Origin of the sequence: Streptomyces sp. NPDC021212, assembly GCF_044332925.1 — a bacterium.
Lineage (GTDB): Bacteria > Actinomycetota > Actinomycetes > Streptomycetales > Streptomycetaceae > Streptomyces.
On the sequence record NZ_JBIRPZ010000005.1, the window covers coordinates 1 to 17,014 of the forward strand.

The window sequence follows — 17,014 nt, forward strand, 5'->3', positions numbered from 1 at the left end:
GGCTCCCAGTAGACGACTGGGTTGATAGGCCAGATATGGAAGCCGGGTGACCGGTGGAGTTGACTGGTACTAATAGGCCGAGGGCTTGTCCTCAGATGCTCGCGTCCACTGTGTGGTTCCCGGGTTGCGAACAGTCGCACCGGTGAATCAAAGTTCCACTTTACTTAATTGAAGAGTGTGCTTGTTCGCTAGAACCCGATAGGGTTTCGGTGGCCATTGCGTTAGGGAAACGCCCGGTTACATTTCGAACCCGGAAGCTAAGCCTTTCAGCGCCGATGGTACTGCAGGGGGGACCCTGTGGGAGAGTAGGACGCCGCCGAACAATCTTTGGAGGACCCCTGGTCCCAGCGTTCATGCTGGGACCAGGGGTCCTTTTTGTTTTGGCCAGAAGACAGGAGTCACGTAGATGTCCACCAACTCTTCCGACGACCGGGGGGATCGCGAGCCGCGGCGCCGGGACGGCGGCGACCGGAGGGACTTCCGCGATTCCGGACCGCGCCGCGACGACCGTGATCGTGGCGGTTTCCGCCGCGACGACCGGCGGGATGACCGTCGTGACGACCGGCCCCGTGGGCCGCGTCGCGACGACGACCGCGGTGGACGCCCCGGCGGTGGCTACGGCCGCCGTGACGACCGGGGCGGTCGACCGGGCGGTGGGTACGAGCGTCGTGACGACCGGCGCGACGATCGCCCGCGTGGCCCGCGTCGTGACGATCGCGATGGTGGCTTCCGTCAGGGTGGTCAGGGTGGATTCCGTCGTGACGATCGGCGGGACGACCGCCGGGACGACCGTGGTGGATTCCGCCGGGACGACCGCCGGGACGACCGCCGCGATGATCGGCGTGATGACCGTGGTGGGTTCCGCCGTGACGATCGCCGTGACGAGCGTCGTGACGACCGGCGCGATGATCGGCCCCGTGGGCCGCGTCGCGACGATGACCGTGGGGGACGTCCGGGTGGCTTCGGGCGCCGTGACGATCGCGGTGACCGGCCGCGCGGTGGCTTCGATCGACGGGATGACCGGCCCTCGTACCGCCGTGACGACCGCCGCGATGATCGTGGTGGGTTCCGTCGTGACGACCGTCGTGACGACCGCCGGGATGACCGTGGTGGTTTCCGCCGCGATGACCGTCGGGATGATCGGCGTGATGACCGCGGCGGATTCCGTCGGGACGACCGACGTGACGATCGTGGTGGGTTCCGCCGTGACGATCGCCGTGATGATCGGCGTGATGACCGTGGTGGGTTCCGCCGTGACGATCGCCGTGATGACCGTCGCGACGACCGGCCGCGTGGGCCGCGGCGTGATGACCGCGACGGGGGCTTCCGCGGCGGGCGGGACGACCGTGGGCCTCGGCGTCCGTACGGCGGCGGCGGTGGTCAGGGCCGGGGGCGTGACGACCGCTCGGGTGGCGGCGGCTACCAGCGCCGCGACGACCGGTCCGGTGGCTACGGCCGTCGCGACCGCGACGAGCGCGGCCGGGACCGCGACCGCGAGCCGATCAAGCGGCTGCCGATCCCGGAGGACGTGACCGGTGAGGAGATCGACAAGGACGTACGGCAGGAGCTGTTGAGCCTGCCGAAGACCCTTGCCGAGGATGTCGCCAAGAACCTGGTCATGGTCGCCAAGCTGCTCGACGAGGAGCCCGAGCGGGCGTATCAGTATTCGCGCGTCGCGCTGCGGCTGGCTTCCCGCGTCGCCGCCGTCCGTGAGGCGGCAGGGTTCGCGTCGTACGCCGTCGCGAAGTACTCGGAGGCGCTGGCGGAGTTCCGTGCCGCGCGCCGTATGACCGGCAACAACGACCTGTGGCCGGTGATGGCCGACTGCGAGCGCGGCATGGGCCGTCCCGAGCGGGCGCTGACCATGGCCGGTGAGCCCGAGGTGCAGAAGCTGGACCGGGCCGGGCAGGTCGAGATGCGTCTGGTGGCCGCCGGCGCCCGGCGCGACATGGGCCAGGCCGACGCCGCCGTCGTCACCCTGCAGAGCCCCGAGCTGGCCTCGCACTCCGTCCAGCCGTGGACTGCCCGCCTGCGGTACGCCTACGCGGACGCGCTGCTGGCCGTCGGCCGTGAGGGCGAGGCGCGGGAGTGGTTCGCGAAGGCTCTGGAGGCGGACCAGGGCGGCACCACGGACGCCTCCGACCGGCTCGCGGAGCTGGACGGTGTCGAGTTCGTGGACGCGCTCGACGCCGATGAGGATGTCGAGGAGGCCGTGGAAACCCCTGAGGCCGACGAGGCTCCTGAGACTGCGGAGATCGCCGAGACCGCCGAGGACGACGCCACGCAGGCCGACGCCCCGCAGGACGACGCCGAGGACACTGCGGACACCGCTGCGGACAGCGACCGCGGCTGATGCCTGAGGGCGGAACCCCGGCCACCACCCCCGGCCGGGGCTCCGCCCTCTTTGCTTTTTCCACTCAGCCCAGGGTCAGGCTGCGCAGCACCAGCCCGGTGGCGGGCTTCGGGCCGAACGACGTCGACTTGCGCGGCATGGCGACGCCCTGCCGCGCCAGCTCGTGGACGACCTCCTCGCGCACCGGATGCATGAGCACCGCCGTGCCGCCGTGCCGCTCCGCCTGGTCGACGGCCGCTTCCGTGTCGTGGATGTAGGCGATGTGCTCGGCGCTGTCCGGGACCTGCCAGAGATGGTCCAGGAGCAGCGCGTGCAGGACGGTCGCGTCCAGCGCCCGCCAGGCCTCCGGCCGTCCCTCGGGGACCGTACGGGCCAACAGCCCCGGGTCGGGCTGGTCGAGCAGGTGGAAACCGCCGTCGCCCGCGAGCAGGAAGGCGTTCCGCCCGTCCGGCGCGGTGGCCGCCTCCGCCAGGGCCTCCAGGGCGCGCGGCAGCGGGCCGTCGACCATCCGTACCCGGAAGGCGGTGCGCGCCGTGGCCAGCGCGTCGGCCACCGGGAGGTGGCGCAGCAGCCGGTGGATGGCCCGGACCCGGAGCGGGTAGCGGGCGGTGTCCACGAGGAGGACGAGGCCGAAGTCCCAGGGGCCCGGCTGGGTCTGCTCCTCGCGCAGCCGCAGATAGGTGGACCAGCGGTGGTGGCCGTCGGCGATGAGGGCCTGGTGGTTGCGCAGATCGGCGGCGATCGCGACCAGGTCGGCCGGGTCGGTGACCCGCCACAGATGGTGGTCGAAGCCGTCTTCGGTGGTGGTGGAGAGCAAGGGCTCGTCCCGGATGGTGCGTTCGATCACCTGTGCGGCGCCGCCGTTCCCGTTGCCGCGGTAGGCGAGCAGCAGGGGTTCGAGGTTGGCGGCGGTGGCGCGCATCAGGTCGGCGCGGTCCTCGACGATGTGCGGCATGACCTCCTCGTGCGGGAGGACGACGCCCTCCTCGCGCGGACTCAGCCGCAGGGCGCCGATCAGCCCGCGCTGGAGGATGTGGCTGTCGCGCTGTTCGTAGACGTACAGGGCCGGTTCGGGGTCGGGCGCGAGGATGCCGTCGGCCTGCCAGCGGCGCAGTGTGTCCGCTGCCTGCCGGTGGCGGTCGGCGGGGGTACCGGCCTGCGGGAGGATGAGACGGACGATGTTGTGAGGATCGGCGGTCTCGAGTTCGCGCAGACCGTCGGGGCGTACGACCACGTCGTAGGGCGGTGAGGTGACGGCGGCGAGACTGCCGACCTGTTCCGCGACGTAGCGCAGCCCCCGGAAGGGGGTGAGCTGGAGACCTTGCCCGCCAGGCCCTGAAGTGCTCATTAGAGAATGTTATGCCCCGGTCGGCGATGCGCCATGATCGGGGGAGAACGCATGGATCTGCGAGGAGAGTGTCCCCCCATGAACCAGACCGTGAACCAGACCGTCCGGATCGCGCCCGACGGCAGTCAGCGGTCGCTGAACGAGGCGTACGACACCGCGCTGCTGGACCTCGACGGGGTGGTGTACGCGGACGGCGAGGCCATCGCGTACGCCGTGGAGTCGCTCGTCACCGCGCGGGACGGCGGGATGCGGCTGGCGTATGTGACCAACAACGCGCTGCGCACACCGCAGACCGTCGCCGAGCATCTGACCCGGCTCGGCGTGCCCGCCGGGGCCGATGACGTGATCACCTCGGCGCAGGCGGTCGCCCGGCTGATCTCCGAGCAGCTGCCGCAGGGCGCGCGGGTGCTGGTGATCGGCGGGGAGGGGCTGCGGGTGGCGCTGCGCGAGCGCGGGTTGCTGCCGGTGGAGTCAGCAGATGACGACCCGGCGGCGGTGGTCCAGGGGTACGGCGGCCCTGACATGCCGTGGGCGCGACTGATGGAGGCGGGCTACGCGGTGGCGCGCGGGGTGCCGTGGTACGCGTCCAACACGGATCTGACGATTCCGAGCGGCCGCGGGATCGCGCCGGGCAACGGCGCGGCCGTGGAGGTCGTACGGATCGTGACGGGCCAGGAACCGCAGGTCGCGGGGAAGCCGCTGCCGCCGATGCACCGCGAGACGATCCTGCGGACCGGGGCCCGGCGGCCGCTGGTCGTGGGGGACCGGCTGGACACCGACATCGAGGGGGCGTACGCGGGCGGCGTCGACTCGCTCCTCGTGCTGACCGGGGTGACGACCCCGGCGCAGCTGCTGGCCGCGGAGCCGAAGCACCGGCCGGCCTATGTGGACCGCGACCTGCGGGGGCTGCTGACGCCCCAGCCGGTGGTCGAGCCGGCCGACGGGGGCTTCCGGTGCGGCGGTTGGACCGCGCGGGCGGGCGACGGCGTGCTGCTGCTGGAGGGCGACGGCGATGAGCCGCTGGACGGGCTGCGGGCGCTGTGCGCGGCGGCCTGGAGCGAGGCGGGGGAGGGTGTGAGCGGCGCGGACGCGGGGAAGGCATTGGCGCGGCTGGGGCTGTGAACGGACGCCCGGGCCTGGGGTGATGTGGCCGTCAGGCATGGCCGGGGCGGGGACCCGCCAGGGTGTCGCACGCACGGCTTAGGGTAACCTAACCTAAGTCTTGATCGGCCGTGCTGTGAGGTGGAGTTCCGCGTGACCCTGGTCAGTCCGGCGAAAGCCGGACCCGAGACGGCGACCGATACGGCGGCCCCGCCACCCCGCCGCCACACCGCGCGTCGAGTGGCCGGGCTCGTCGTCTCCCTCTGCGCGCTGGCGGCCGTCGCGGCCGCCAGCATCGCGATCGGCGCCAAACCGATCGCGCTGGGGGACGTCTGGCACGGGCTGTTCCACTACACCGGCAGCGACACCGATGTGGTGATCAAGGACGTACGGCTGCCGCGCACCCTCCTCGGGCTGCTCGTGGGCCTCGGCCTCGGGCTCGCGGGCGCGGTCATCCAGGCCCTCACCCGCAACCCGCTCGCCGACCCCGGGCTGCTGGGGCTGAACGCGGGCGCGTCCGCCTCCGTCGTCTCGGCGATCAGCTTTCTCGGCGTCACCTCCCTGACCGGCTATGTGTGGTTCGCCTTCCTCGGCACCGCCGTCGCCTCGGTGCTGGTGTACGTGCTCGGCGGCACCCGGAGCGCCACCCCGGTGCGGCTCGCGCTCGCCGGTACGGCCGTGTACGCGGCGCTCTACGGCTACATCAACGCCGTACAGCTGCTGGACAGCGCGGCGCTGGACAAGATGCGCTTCTGGACGGTGGGTTCGCTCGCCTCCGCCAACATGACCGTGGTCCGGCAGGTGGCCCCGTTCCTCCTGGTCGGTGCGGTGCTGACGCTGGTGCTCGGCCGTTCGCTGAACGCGGTGGCGCTCGGCGACGACACGGCACGCGCCCTCGGCACCGACCTGGGCCGCACCCGGGCGATGTCGATGCTGGCCGTCACCCTGCTGTGCGGGGCCGCGACGGCCGCCTGCGGGCCGATCGCCTTCGTGGGGCTGATGGTTCCGCACCTGGTCCGGGCGCTCACCGGACCCGATCTGCGCTGGACACTGCCGTACGCCGCCGTGCTGTCGCCCGTCCTGCTGCTGGGCTCCGACGTGATCGGGCGGCTCGTCGCCCGGCCCGCCGAACTCCAGGTCGGCGTCGTCACCTCGCTCGTCGGCGGGCCCGTCTTCCTCTACCTCGTACGCCGCCGAAGGATGGCCCAACTGTGAACGCGAGCAAGCGCACCACGCCCAGCGCGAGCGGAGTCACGCTGCGCACCGGCGGCCTCTCGCTGCGCCTGGACGTCCGCGCCGCCGTGGTGGGGCTGCTGCTGCTCGCCGTGGCGCTGGCGATGAGCGTGGTCCTGATCGGCACCGGCGACTTCCCCATGGGCCCCGCCGACGTGCTTCGCACCCTGGCCGGGAACGGCACCGTGGCCCAGGACTTCATCGTCCACGACCTGCGGCTGCCGCGCGTCCTGGTCGGGCTGCTCGTCGGCGCGGCCCTCGGGCTGGCCGGGGCGGTCTTCCAGTCCATCTCCCGCAATCCGCTGGGCAGTCCGGACGTGATCGGCTTCGGGCAGGGCTCGGCGGCCGGGGCGCTCGCCGTGATCGTCCTCTTCCAGGGTGACCCGACCGAGGTCGCCCTCGGCGCCATCGGCGGCGGGCTGCTGACCGGGTTCGGGGTCTACGCACTGGCCTGGAGGCGGGGCGTCCACGGCTACCGGCTGGTGCTGGTCGGCATCGGCGCCACCGCGATGCTCGCCGCCGTCAACGGCTATCTGCTCACCAAGGCCGACCTCCCCGACGCCACCCGCGCGGTGGTGTGGCTGACCGGCTCGCTCAACGGGCGCGACTGGACCCAGGTCTGGCCGCTGGCCTGCGTGTGCGCCGTCCTCCTGCCCGTGGTCCTCGGGCAGGCGCGGGGCCTGCGGATGCTGGAGATGGGCGACGACAGCGCGTACGCCCTCGGGGTGCGGGTCGAACGGACCCGGCTGGTGCTCATGTTCGCGGGCGTCCTGCTGACCGCCTCCGCCACGGCCGCCGCCGGGCCCGTCGCGTTCGTGGCCCTCGTCGCGCCGCAACTGGCCCGCAGGCTCACCCGTTCCGCCGGCCCCAACCTGCTCCCCTCGGCCTGGATGGGCGCGGCCCTGCTGGTCACCGCCGACTGGTCCGCACAGCGGGCCTTCGGCGCCGACCAGCTGCCGGTCGGGGCGCTGACCGGGATGCTGGGCGGGGCGTATCTGCTGTGGCTGCTGGTCACCGAGCGCAAGGCGGGGCGGATATGACGGAACGCATGCGGACCGACGCCGAACGCGGCATGAGCGACAAGGGCGATCAGGGCTACAAGGGCTACAAGGGCTACAGCGAAAAGGACACCGGGCAGACCGTGGCTTCCAGCACCAGCACCAGCACCAGCAGGACGACCGACCGGCAGCGGCTCACCGCCGAGGGGCTGACCCTCGCGTACGACCGGCGCACCGTCGCCGAGGACCTGTCGGTCACCATCCCCGACCACTCCTTCACGGTGATCGTCGGTCCCAACGCCTGCGGCAAGTCCACCCTGTTGCGCGCCCTCTCGCGGATGCTCAAGCCGGCGGCGGGGTCGGTGCTGCTGGACGGCGAGTCGATCGGTTCGCTGCCCGCCAAGAAGGTCGCCCGCACCCTCGGCCTGCTGCCGCAGTCCTCCATCGCCCCGGACGGGATCACCGTCGCCGACCTCGTCGCCCGCGGCCGCTACCCGCACCAGGGGCTGCTGCGGCAGTGGTCGGAGACGGACGAGCGGATCGTCCGGGAGTCGATGGCGGCGACCGGCGTGGCGGAGCTGGGGGATCGCTATGTCGACGAACTGTCCGGCGGGCAGCGCCAGCGGGTGTGGATCGCCATGGCCATCGCCCAGCAGACCCCGCTGCTGCTCCTGGACGAGCCCACCACGTACCTGGACATCCAGCACCAGATCGACGTCCTCGACCTGTGCGCCCAGCTCCACGAGGAGCAGGGCCGCACCCTCGTCGCGGTGCTGCACGACCTGAACCACGCCGCCCGCTACGCCACGCACCTGATCGCGATGCGGGGCGGGGAGGTCGTCGCCGAGGGGGCGCCGGGGGATGTCGTCACGGCGGAGCTGGTGGAACGGGTCTTCGGGCTGCGGTGCCAGGTCATCGACGACCCGGAGACGGGGACGCCGCTGGTCATACCGGCCGCCCGCCAGTCCCGTAAGGCCGCGGCGGACGCTCCTCTGGCCGCGGCGGCGACGGAGTCCTGAGCCGAGAACCGGGGGTTACCTGGGGTTACGGGCGGCTAGAGCAGCTTCCGGAGCCGCAGCAGGTCGCGCAGCCCGGCCTCCAGTTTGACCCGGCCGCTGCCCCAGGCGCGGGCGAAGTGCAGCTCGCCGTCGACCAGGGCCACCAGATCGTCGCCGGACATCGCCAGCCGGATCTGGGCGCGCTCCGCCGGGGGGCCGGGCGCGGTCGTCACGTCCTCGATGCGGCTGTCCGCGAGACGGCCCATGAAGGTCGTGTCGAGGTCGGTGATCCAGCAGCTCACGGAGCGATCGAGCGCGGCGGCGCTGCGGAGGTCGCCGTTCGCGCCCGCGAGGTTCTCCGCCAGTTTGTCGAGTGCGTCGCGGCACTGTTCCAAGGTGGCCATCGCGGACGACGGTACCGCAGGTCGTGCCCCGTCGGAGAACGTGCGCTTCGCGGTAGCGTCGGGTGCATGAGTGAGCCGATGCCGGGCGGACGGCCCGGGCCAGAGCCGGGCCCGGGGCCTGCCGACGCGGCCTCCGGGGCTTCCGTGATGCCTGAGCAGGCCCCCGGGCAGGCACGCCGGGAGGCACCCGAGGAGACCCCCGCCGCGGCGCCGTCCGGGCCCGCCGATCCGGCTCCGCTGGGTGTGGACCGTACGCCCACCGGCGTCCCCGACGTCGACGCCCGGCTCGACCGGCTGGCCGATGTGGACGACCTCCCGGTGAGCGGTCATCTGGGGGTGTACGAGGATGTCCACCGGGGCCTGCGCGACACGCTGACGGCACTCGACCGGCGGCCAGGACCCCCGGCCCCGCCCGCCCCCTCCCCGTGAGAACGATCCGCCTCGACCCCAGGAGCTGAACCACCCGTGGCAGTGACCCGCCCACGACGCGTACGACTCGACGCGGAGCTGGTGCGCCGCAAGCTGGCCCGCTCGCGCGAGCACGCCGGCCAGCTGATCGCGGCGGGCCGCGTGACCGTCGGCGGGGCCACCGCGACCAAGGCCGCGACGCAGGTCGAGACCAGTGCCGCGGTCGTCGTGATCGAGGACGACAGCGATCCGGACTACGTCTCGCGCGGCGGCCACAAGCTCGCGGGCGCGCTGTACGCCTTCAGCGCCGAGTACCGCGAGGGCGCGGGGCGCACCACCGAACCCACCCCGGTCTCCGGCTCCGGGCTGACCGTCGCCGGCCGGCGGGCGCTGGACGCGGGCGCCTCCACCGGCGGTTTCACCGACGTCCTGCTGCGCGCGGGCGCCGCCCACGTCGTCGCCGCTGACGTCGGTTATGGGCAACTTGCATGGTCTTTGCAAAGTGATGAACGCGTGAAGGTCCTGGACCGTACGAACGTACGCGAGCTGACGCCGGAGCAGATGGGGGGCGAGCCCGTGGACCTTGTGGTCGGGGATCTGTCCTTCATCCCGCTCGGGCTGGTGCTGCCCGCCCTGGTGCGCTGCACCGCTCCCGACGCCGATCTGGTGCTGATGGTCAAGCCACAGTTCGAGGTCGGCAAGGAGCGGCTCGGCAGCGGTGGAGTCGTCCGCAGCGCGGAGCTGCGTGCCGAGGCGGTGCGGACGGTGGCTCATCAGGCGTCGGACCTGGGGCTGGGTGTACTCGGCGTGACCGCCAGCCCGCTTCCGGGGCCGTCGGGGAATGTCGAGTACTTTTTGTGGATGCGCGCCGGGGCGCCGGCACTGGACCCGGACGATGTTGACCGTGCAGTGGCGGAGGGGCCCAGTTGACCACTTCAGAAGCAGCGGCGAAGGCGGAGTCGGCGGTGGAGGCGGGGGTCAGACCGACGCCCGAGGCGACATCCGACCGGACCGTCTTCCTGCTTGCGCACACCGGCCGCCCGGCGGCCATTCGCAGCGCCGAACTCGTCGTCCAGGGGCTGGTGCGCAGCGGTATCGGCGTGCGGGTGCTCGCCGCGGAGGCCGCGGACCTGCCGCTGCCGCCCGAGGTCGAGCTGGTCGACGCCGACCGTGACGTGCTCGACGGCTGTGAACTGCTGATCGTGCTCGGAGGGGACGGGACGCTGCTGCGCGGCGCGGAGTTCTCGCGCATCTCCGGCGTGCCCATGCTCGGCGTCAACCTGGGCCGGGTCGGCTTCCTGGCCGAGGCCGAGCGGGACGACCTGGACAAGGTCGTGGACCGGGTGGTGAGCCGTCAGTACGAGGTCGAGGAGCGCATGACCATCGATGTACTCGTCCGCAACGACGGGCACATCGTGCACACCGACTGGGCGCTGAACGAGGCGTCGGTCGAGAAGGCGGCGCGCGAGCGGCTGCTGGAGGTCGTCACCGAGGTCGACGGCCGGCCGGTCTCCCGCTTCGGCGGCGACGGCGTGGTGTGCGCGACCCCGACCGGCTCGACGGCCTACGCCTTCTCGGCCGGCGGCCCGGTGGTGTGGCCCGAGGTCGAGGCGCTGCTGATGGTTCCGATCAGCGCGCACGCCCTGTTCGCGAAGCCGCTGGTGACGACGCCGGAGTCGGTGCTCGCGGTCGAGGTGCAGCCGCAGACCCCGCACGGGGTGCTGTGGTGCGACGGGCGGCGCACCGTGGAACTGCCCGCCGGGGCCCGGGTGGAGGTGCGCAGGGGAGCGGTGCCGGTCCGGCTGGCCCGGCTGCACCACGCGTCGTTCACCGACCGGCTGGTGGCGAAGTTCGCGCTGCCGGTGGCGGGCTGGCGCGGGGCGCCGCACTAGCCCCCGGCACCAGCTCGCGGCGGCGGCATGGGGAAACCCTTTCGGGGGGTACGTCCCGTCCCCCCGGTCCCGGTGAGCGGCAGGTGACCGGGCGATCCCGCGTTCACCCTGGGTGAGGGAGGGGGTGTCCCCGGGGGCGGCCGTCGCGAGGTGGCCGGTAAACCTCGTATGGTCTTGCACGTGCTGGAGGAGATGCGGATACGTGCGCTGGGTGTCATCGACGATGCCGTGGTCGAGCTGTCACCCGGCTTCACCGCGGTAACCGGCGAGACCGGCGCGGGCAAGACCATGGTCGTCACCAGTCTCGGGCTGCTGCTCGGCGGCCGCGCCGACGCCGCCCTGGTGCGGATCGGCGCCAGAGCGGCGGTCGTCGAGGGCCGGATCACGGTCGACGCCCGCTCGGCCGTCGCCCTACGGGTCGAGGAGGCGGGCGCCGAACTCGACGACGGGGCGCTGCTGATCAGCCGTACCCTCTCCGCCGAGGGCCGGTCCCGCGCCCATGTGGGCGGCCGGTCCGTGCCGGTGGGGTTGCTCGGGGAGCTGGCCGACGACCTGGTGGCCGTGCACGGGCAGACCGACCAGCAGGGCCTGATGCGGCCCGCCCGGCAGCGCCAGGCGCTGGACCGGTACGCGGGCGCCGCCGTCGCCGGGCCGCTGGAGAAGTACGCGGGCGCCTACCGGCGGCTGCGCGCCGTCGCCGCCGAACTGGACGAGCTGACCACCCGGGCGCGCGAGCGGGAGCAGGAGGCCGACCTGCTCCGCTTCGGCCTGGAGGAGGTCGCCGCCGCCGAGCCGCGGGCGGGCGAGGACGACGAACTCGCCGCCGAGGCCGAGCGGCTGGGCCATGCCGAGGCCCTGGCGTCCGCCGCCGCCCTCGCGCACACCGCCCTCGCGGGCAATCCGGAGGACCCCGAGGGGGTGGACGCCGCCACCCTCGTCGGCGGCGCGCACCGCGCCCTGGAGGCGGTCCGTTCCCACGACCCCGCCCTCGCCGGGCTCGCCGACCGCATCGGCGAGGTGGGCATCCTGCTGTCCGACGTGGCCGGTGAACTGGCCGGGTACGCCGACGACCTGGACGCCGACCCGCTGCGGCTGGCCGCCGTCGAGGAGCGCCGCGCCGCGCTGGCCCAGCTGACCCGCAAGTACGGCGAGAACATCAGCGACGTGCTGGCCTGGGCCGAGCAGGGCGCCGCCCGGCTCGCCGAACTGGACGGCGACGACGACCGCATCGGCGAGCTGACCGCCGAACGCGACGCGCTCCGCGCCGACCTGGGCGCGCTGGCCCAGGCGCTCACCGACGCCCGTACGGAGGCCGCGGCGCGCTTCGCCGAGGCCGTCACCGAGGAGCTGGCCTCCCTCGCGATGCCGCACGCCCGGGTGACGTTCGCCATCCGGCAGACCGAGGCCGCGGACGAGGCGTCCGGGGTCGAGGTCGGCGGGCGGGCGGTTGCGTACGGTCCGCACGGTGCCGACGAGGTCGAGCTGCTGCTCGCCCCCCACCCCGGCGCGCCGCCGCGCCCCATCGCCAAGGGCGCCTCGGGCGGTGAGCTGTCCCGGGTGATGCTCGCGGTCGAGGTCGTCTTCGCGGGCGCCGACCCCGTACCGACCTATCTCTTCGACGAGGTGGACGCCGGGGTCGGCGGCAAGGCCGCGGTCGAGGTCGGCCGCCGGCTGGCCAAGCTCGCCCGCTCCGCCCAGGTGGTGGTCGTCACCCACCTGCCGCAGGTCGCCGCCTTCGCGGACCGGCACCTGGTGGTGGAGAAGACGAACGACGGTGCGGTGACGCGCAGCGGCGTGAAGGCCATGGAGGGCGAGGACCGGGTCCGGGAGCTGTCCCGGATGCTGGCGGGTCAGGATGACTCGGAGCTGGCCCGGGCCCATGCCGAGGAACTGCTGGAGGCGGCCCGCGCGGGCCGCTGACCGCGGTGCGCCGGGGTTCCACGGCGGTCCGGCGGAATCCGCCGAAGTCACCCGTACGAGTGGTATGACGGACGTACGGGCGAGCGCTGGGCAGGCGTTGCATGGGAACGTTGCGGCGAGCGCACCACGAGTGCTGGCATTCTTGGCGCAGACCACCCGCAGCGTATCCGCAGCGCGGCAACCGCACCTCCGACATCGCCCCAGGAGCTCCGCCCGAGTGAGCAGTACCGTGAGCAACACCCCGGTCCCGCCGCACGGGCAGCCTTCGCTGCACGCCGTCCAGGTGCTGGGCGAGGGCAGTTCGGGCAGCGGGGTGCATGTGCGGTCGCTGTCGGCCGGGCTGGTGGCGCGCGGGCTGCGGGTGACCGTCTGCGGGCCCTGGAGCGCTGAGCACGGGTACGGCTTCACCGAGGCGGGCGCCCGGTTCGCACCGCTCGACGGCCGTACGGACGCCGGGAGCATCGCGTCGATCCGTACGGCCTCCGTCGGCGCGGGGCTGGTGCACGCGCACGGCCTGTGGCCCGGTCTGCTGGCCGCGCTCGCGCTGCGCGGCCGGGGCGTCCCACTCGTCGTCACCTGGCACACCAAGCGGGACGCCGAGGGGCCGCGGGGCCGCGTCGTGCGGCTGATGGAGCGGCGGGTGGCGCGTGCCGCGTCGGTCGTGCTGGGTGTGTCCTCGGACCTGGTGGACCGGGCCCGCGACCGTGGGGCGCGCGACGCCCGGCTCGCGCCGGTCGCGGTGCCCGCGCCGCGCCGCGAGCCCGAGAAGGGCGACGGCGCCCGCCAGAAGGCGCGCGCGGAACTGGGCGCGGTGGAGCGGGCACTGCTGCTCGCGGTCGGCCGTCTGGACGCCGCCACGGGCCACGGCCCGCTGCTGGACGCGGCGCGCCACTGGCGCGACCTGGACCCGCCGCCGATGCTGGCGATCGCGGGGGAGGGGCCGGACCGGGCGGCGCTGCAGCGCCGGATCGACGCCGAAGGGCTCCCGGTGCGGCTGCTCGGCCGCCGGGACGACGTACCGGAGCTGCTGGACGTCGCCGACGTCTGCGTGCTGTCCAGCCACTGGGAGGCGCGGTCGCTGCTGGCCCAGGAGGCGCTGCACGCGGGGGTGCCGCTGGTCGCCACGGCGGTGGGCGGGGTGCCCGAACTGGTCGGGGAGGCCGCCGAACTCGTCCCGTACGGCGACCCCGGCGCCCTGGCCGAGGCCGTGACGCGGCTGCTGGCCGACCCCGGGCGCCGCGCGGAGCTGACCGCGGCGGGGCGGGCGCGGACCGCGGAGTGGCCGACGGAGGACGACACGGTGGCCCATGTTCTCAGCGTCTACGACGAATTGGTGCAGACCTTTATGCGCGCAAGGGGTTGACGCCCCCGGGCGCCGATCGGCAGGGTGCTGCGCGGTGGACCGAGAGAGCGCTCTCTGACGGCGCGCGCCTTCCCTCGTACCGCCTTTCCCGTCATGTCCCGGCAACCCCCACTACGCCGAGGAGTGCATTGTCATGATCACGCGCAGAACGCTGGTGAGTGGAATCGCCGCTTCCGCCACTGCCGCGGGCACCGGCCTCACGCTCGCCAGTGGCCGCGCCGGCGCGGCACAGCGCCCGGCGGGCGCCGCCGAAACGCTTCCCCTCACGGTCGCCAACAGGACCGGCCAGTTCGGCAACGGGTCGATATGGCTCTACATCGTCGGCAACGCCGGCGACCAGCAGGTCCGCGTCACCCCCGACGGCACACTCGCCCCCGTCGCGCTCGCCGACAACGGCCCCGAGGGCTTCGCCGACTACGCCATCCCGCTCGCCGGAAACGGCGACACGAAGCTGACGCTGCCCCGGATGTCCGGCCGGATCTACGTCGCCCTGGGCGCCAAGCTCAAGTTCAAGGTGGTGACGGACGGGGCGGGCAAGGCCGCGCTCCAGTACCCGGCGGGCTGGGTGTCCGGCGACCCGAACTACCAGGTCATGCACGACTGCGCGGAGTTCACCTTCAACGACGCGGGCATGTTCTGCAACACCACCATGGTCGACATGTTCAGCGTCCCGCTCGCCATCCGCCTCACCGGCGCCAAGGACCAGAGCACCGGCACGCTCAAGGACGGCGCCCGCGCCAGGATCTTCTCCGATCTCCGCGCCGCCGACGGCTTCAAGAAGCTGATCGTCGGGGACGATCTGCGGGTCATCGCCCCCGGCCACGGCATGGGCGCGGGGCTGTTCGCACAGGACTACTTCGCGCCGTACATCGACCAGGTCTGGGACACGTACGGATCGAAGGACCTCAAGGTCACCACCAACGCGGGCACCTTCACCGGCCGCGTCAGCGGCGGCCGGCTCTCGTTCACCGGCCCCGCCTCCGTCGCCTTCGCCAAGCCGTCCACGAAGGACGTGCTGTTCTGCGACGGCGCCCTGGCCGCGCCCAACGACGGTACGACGGGGCCGGTCGCGGCCATCCTCGGCGCGGGCTTCAACCGCACCACGCTGCACGACACCGCCGCCCAGCCGACGACCGACCCGGCCGCCTTCTACGGGGAGGGGGTCACCCACCACTACGCCAAGGCGATGCATGCCGCGACGGCTGACGGCAAGGCGTACGGCTTCGCCTTCGACGACGTGGCCGACTTCGCGTCGTACATCCAGGACACCGCCCCGACCGGGATCACCCTCACCCTGACCCCGTTCTAGACCTCAGGGTCCCTCACCGCACATGGCGGCGGGCCTGGAGGGCCACCCCCAGGGCGAGCACCGTCTGGGGGTCCTCCAGGTCGGTGCCGAGCAGCCGGGCGATCCGGGCCAGCCGGTCGTACAGCGTCTGGCGGTTGAGGTGCAGCGCGCGGGCCGTCTCCGCCTTGCGGCCCGCGTGCCGCAGATAGACCTCCAGCGTCGGCACCAGCGGCGGACGGGCGTCACGGTCATGGGCGAGCAGCGGGCCGATCACCCGGTCGACGAACGCGGCCAGATCCCCGTGCTCACGCAGTCGCCACAGCAACAGATCGACATCCAGGCTGCGCACGTCGTACCAGTCCCGGTCCGTCAGCCCGTGCGCCGCGTGCGCCGCCTCCGCCGCGTGCCGCAGCTCCCCGCCGACCGCCTCCCACCCGGCCGCGAGCCCGGCGATCACCACGGGCGGATGCGCCCCGGCGGGACGGTCGGGCCAGGCCCGCTCCACCCCTGCCCGCAGGGCCGCCGCGACGCGCATCGCCACCGCGCCGCGGTCCGCCGCGGTCCGCAGGCCCACCAGCAGCGGCACCCGGCCCTCCGGCAGCCGTACGCCCAGCAGCACCGGCACGCCCACCGCCGCCAGCTCCTCCCGCAGCGCGTGTGCCAGCGCCGCCCAGCTCTCCGCGCCGCCACCGGCGGCCCCGCTCCCGCTCAGCGGGTGCGGATCCGCCGCGAGCCGCATCACCATCGGCAGCAGCGGGCCGTCACCGGACGGCCGGAAGCCGAGCACCCGCGCCTGCTCGGGCGCGTCCGACGGTTCGACGCGCCCCTCCGCGAGATCGGTGAGGAAGTCGCCCCGGCCGCGCGCCGTCAGCTCCTCCTCCTGGCGCGCCCGCAGCAGCACCACCGCCAGCAGATCCGCGGTCCGCTCGGCGGCGATGCGGTGCACCGGGGCGAGCGGCCCGGCCACCGGCAGCACGGTCAGCCGGGCCCGTACCGCGCCGGGACCCCGGCCGCCGCCCGGCACGTCGGCCAGCACGCTGCCCGCCGGCGGCTCGGGCGGCCGCCGGTCCGCGTGGCGGGCGCGCAGCCCCTCCCACGCCTGGAGCGGATCGGTGGCCCCGGGACGTGGACCCGCGGTCCCGGCCGCGTACAGCAGGCGGCCGTCGGGCGTCTCCAGGAACACCGGATTGCCCGCGAACTCCGCGAAGTTCCGCAGGATCTCCGGCACTCCGCCGCCCCGCAGCAGCACCTCGGTGCCCTGCCGGTGGACGATGTCGGCCTGCTGCAGCAGGGCGTAGTGCTCGTTGACGATCTCGGTGTGGATCTCCTCGGTGACCGCCACGAACGGCACCTCGCGGTGCAGTTGCACCAGCGGCAGCCCACACGAGCGCGCCGCGTCGACCACCGCCACCGGGAGCGTACGGAACCGCGGCCCCAGCTCCACCACCAGCGCCGCGATCCCGCGCTCGGCCAGCCGCCGGACGAAGGCGCGCTGCTCGGCGGGGCGGGGGCCGACACCGAGACCGGTGGTCAGCAGCAGTTCGCCGCCCTTGAGGAGGGCGGCGATGTTCGGTGCCTCGCCCGCGTGCACCCAGCGCACCGGCCGGTCCAGCAGGTCGCCCCCGGTCACCACCTCGGGGAGCCCGCGCCGCAGGGCGGGCAGATCCAGCGCCCGCGCCACGGTGATCGTGCCTTGTGTGTCCATCCG

General features: G+C 73.5%; 15 protein-coding genes and 2 rRNA genes. 14 read left to right on the top strand and 3 right to left on the bottom strand.

The features are described from left to right. The 4 genes from ACH4SI_RS14645 to ACH4SI_RS14660 form a co-directional block, all read left to right on the top strand. Positions 1 to 93 (top strand): 23S ribosomal RNA (locus tag ACH4SI_RS14645); the annotation flags it as partial. Positions 94 to 205: 112 nt separating this feature from the next. Then, a 5S ribosomal RNA gene (gene rrf / locus ACH4SI_RS14650) occupies positions 206 to 322 on the top strand. A gap of 193 nt (positions 323 to 515) precedes the next feature. Next, positions 516 to 1,532 carry a hypothetical protein gene (locus ACH4SI_RS14655; protein WP_398296572.1) on the top strand — a complete coding sequence of 339 codons (1,017 nt, stop codon included), beginning with the start codon at positions 516 to 518 and terminating at the stop codon, positions 1,530 to 1,532. Then, positions 1,502 to 2,353, top strand: coding sequence for a hypothetical protein (locus ACH4SI_RS14660; RefSeq protein WP_398296533.1), 852 nt, complete (start codon positions 1,502 to 1,504; stop codon positions 2,351 to 2,353). Before ACH4SI_RS14655 ends, ACH4SI_RS14660 begins: the two co-directional genes overlap by 31 nt. Before the next feature lie 64 nt (positions 2,354 to 2,417). On the opposite strand, the gene ACH4SI_RS14665 is transcribed toward ACH4SI_RS14660, so the two are convergent. Beyond that, positions 2,418 to 3,701 carry a DUF1015 family protein gene (locus ACH4SI_RS14665; protein ID WP_398296070.1) on the bottom strand — a complete coding sequence of 428 codons (1,284 nt, stop codon included), beginning with the start codon at positions 3,699 to 3,701 and terminating at the stop codon, positions 2,418 to 2,420. Between the two features lie 90 nt (positions 3,702 to 3,791). On the opposite strand from ACH4SI_RS14665, the gene ACH4SI_RS14670 reads away from it, so the two are divergent. From ACH4SI_RS14670 to ACH4SI_RS14685, 4 genes are all read left to right on the top strand, one after another. After that, complete coding sequence (locus tag ACH4SI_RS14670) at positions 3,792 to 4,823, top strand: HAD-IIA family hydrolase (protein ID WP_398296534.1); 1,032 nt, start codon at positions 3,792 to 3,794, stop codon at positions 4,821 to 4,823. A gap of 132 nt (positions 4,824 to 4,955) precedes the next feature. After that, the gene (locus ACH4SI_RS14675; RefSeq protein ID WP_398296071.1) at positions 4,956 to 6,017 is read left to right on the top strand and encodes a FecCD family ABC transporter permease; all 1,062 of its coding nucleotides are present in this window, start codon (positions 4,956 to 4,958) and stop codon (positions 6,015 to 6,017) included. Beyond that, the gene (locus ACH4SI_RS14680) at positions 6,014 to 7,075 is read left to right on the top strand and encodes a FecCD family ABC transporter permease (RefSeq protein WP_398296072.1); all 1,062 of its coding nucleotides are present in this window, start codon (positions 6,014 to 6,016) and stop codon (positions 7,073 to 7,075) included. Before ACH4SI_RS14675 ends, ACH4SI_RS14680 begins: the two co-directional genes overlap by 4 nt. Then, a complete protein-coding gene (locus tag ACH4SI_RS14685) occupies positions 7,072 to 8,052 on the top strand; it encodes an ABC transporter ATP-binding protein (protein WP_398296073.1) in 981 nt (326 codons plus the stop codon). Before ACH4SI_RS14680 ends, ACH4SI_RS14685 begins: the two co-directional genes overlap by 4 nt. Positions 8,053 to 8,087: 35 nt before the next feature. Here ACH4SI_RS14685 and ACH4SI_RS14690 read toward each other — a convergent pair whose 3' ends face one another. Further along, positions 8,088 to 8,435 carry a sterol-binding protein gene (locus tag ACH4SI_RS14690; RefSeq protein ID WP_398296074.1) on the bottom strand — a complete coding sequence of 116 codons (348 nt, stop codon included), beginning with the start codon at positions 8,433 to 8,435 and terminating at the stop codon, positions 8,088 to 8,090. 66 nt (positions 8,436 to 8,501) lie between these two features. On the opposite strand from ACH4SI_RS14690, the gene ACH4SI_RS14695 reads away from it, so the two are divergent. The 6 genes from ACH4SI_RS14695 (at position 8,502) to ACH4SI_RS14720 (ending at position 15,327) form a co-directional block, all read left to right on the top strand. Further along, a complete protein-coding gene (locus ACH4SI_RS14695) occupies positions 8,502 to 8,864 on the top strand; it encodes a hypothetical protein (protein ID WP_398296075.1) in 363 nt (120 codons plus the stop codon). Between the two features lie 42 nt (positions 8,865 to 8,906). Continuing rightward, positions 8,907 to 9,773, top strand: a complete 867-nt coding sequence (locus ACH4SI_RS14700; RefSeq protein ID WP_398296535.1) for a TlyA family RNA methyltransferase — start codon at positions 8,907 to 8,909, stop codon at positions 9,771 to 9,773. Positions 9,774 to 9,808: 35 nt separating this feature from the next. Beyond that, positions 9,809 to 10,735 (top strand): NAD kinase, encoded by a 927-nt coding sequence (locus ACH4SI_RS14705; RefSeq protein ID WP_398296536.1) that lies wholly within the window; start codon positions 9,809 to 9,811, stop codon positions 10,733 to 10,735. Positions 10,736 to 10,903: 168 nt separating this feature from the next. Further along, positions 10,904 to 12,655, top strand: coding sequence for a DNA repair protein RecN (recN, locus tag ACH4SI_RS14710; protein ID WP_398296076.1), 1,752 nt, complete (start codon positions 10,904 to 10,906; stop codon positions 12,653 to 12,655). Positions 12,656 to 12,884: 229 nt separating this feature from the next. Next, positions 12,885 to 14,018, top strand: coding sequence for a glycosyltransferase family 4 protein (locus ACH4SI_RS14715; RefSeq protein WP_398296537.1), 1,134 nt, complete (start codon positions 12,885 to 12,887; stop codon positions 14,016 to 14,018). A gap of 133 nt (positions 14,019 to 14,151) precedes the next feature. Further along, complete coding sequence (locus ACH4SI_RS14720; protein WP_398296077.1) at positions 14,152 to 15,327, top strand: glycoside hydrolase family 64 protein; 1,176 nt, start codon at positions 14,152 to 14,154, stop codon at positions 15,325 to 15,327. 13 nt (positions 15,328 to 15,340) lie between these two features. On the opposite strand, the gene ACH4SI_RS14725 is transcribed toward ACH4SI_RS14720, so the two are convergent. Further along, a complete protein-coding gene (locus tag ACH4SI_RS14725) occupies positions 15,341 to 17,011 on the bottom strand; it encodes a PucR family transcriptional regulator (RefSeq protein ID WP_398296078.1) in 1,671 nt (556 codons plus the stop codon). Between the last annotated feature and the right edge of the window lie 3 nt (positions 17,012 to 17,014).

Coding starts and splice junctions, on each gene's coding strand:
- ACH4SI_RS14665 (WP_398296070.1), bottom strand. CDS start 3,701: ATGAGCACTTCAGGGCCTGGCGGGCAAGGTCTCCAGCTCACCCCCTTC.
- ACH4SI_RS14720 (WP_398296077.1), top strand. CDS start 14,152: ATGATCACGCGCAGAACGCTGGTGAGTGGAATCGCCGCTTCCGCCACT.
- ACH4SI_RS14725 (WP_398296078.1), bottom strand. CDS start 17,011: ATGGACACACAAGGCACGATCACCGTGGCGCGGGCGCTGGATCTGCCC.
- ACH4SI_RS14685 (WP_398296073.1), top strand. CDS start 7,072: ATGACGGAACGCATGCGGACCGACGCCGAACGCGGCATGAGCGACAAG.
- ACH4SI_RS14690 (WP_398296074.1), bottom strand. CDS start 8,435: ATGGCCACCTTGGAACAGTGCCGCGACGCACTCGACAAACTGGCGGAG.
- recN (WP_398296076.1), top strand. CDS start 10,904: ATGGTCTTGCACGTGCTGGAGGAGATGCGGATACGTGCGCTGGGTGTC.
- ACH4SI_RS14695 (WP_398296075.1), top strand. CDS start 8,502: ATGAGTGAGCCGATGCCGGGCGGACGGCCCGGGCCAGAGCCGGGCCCG.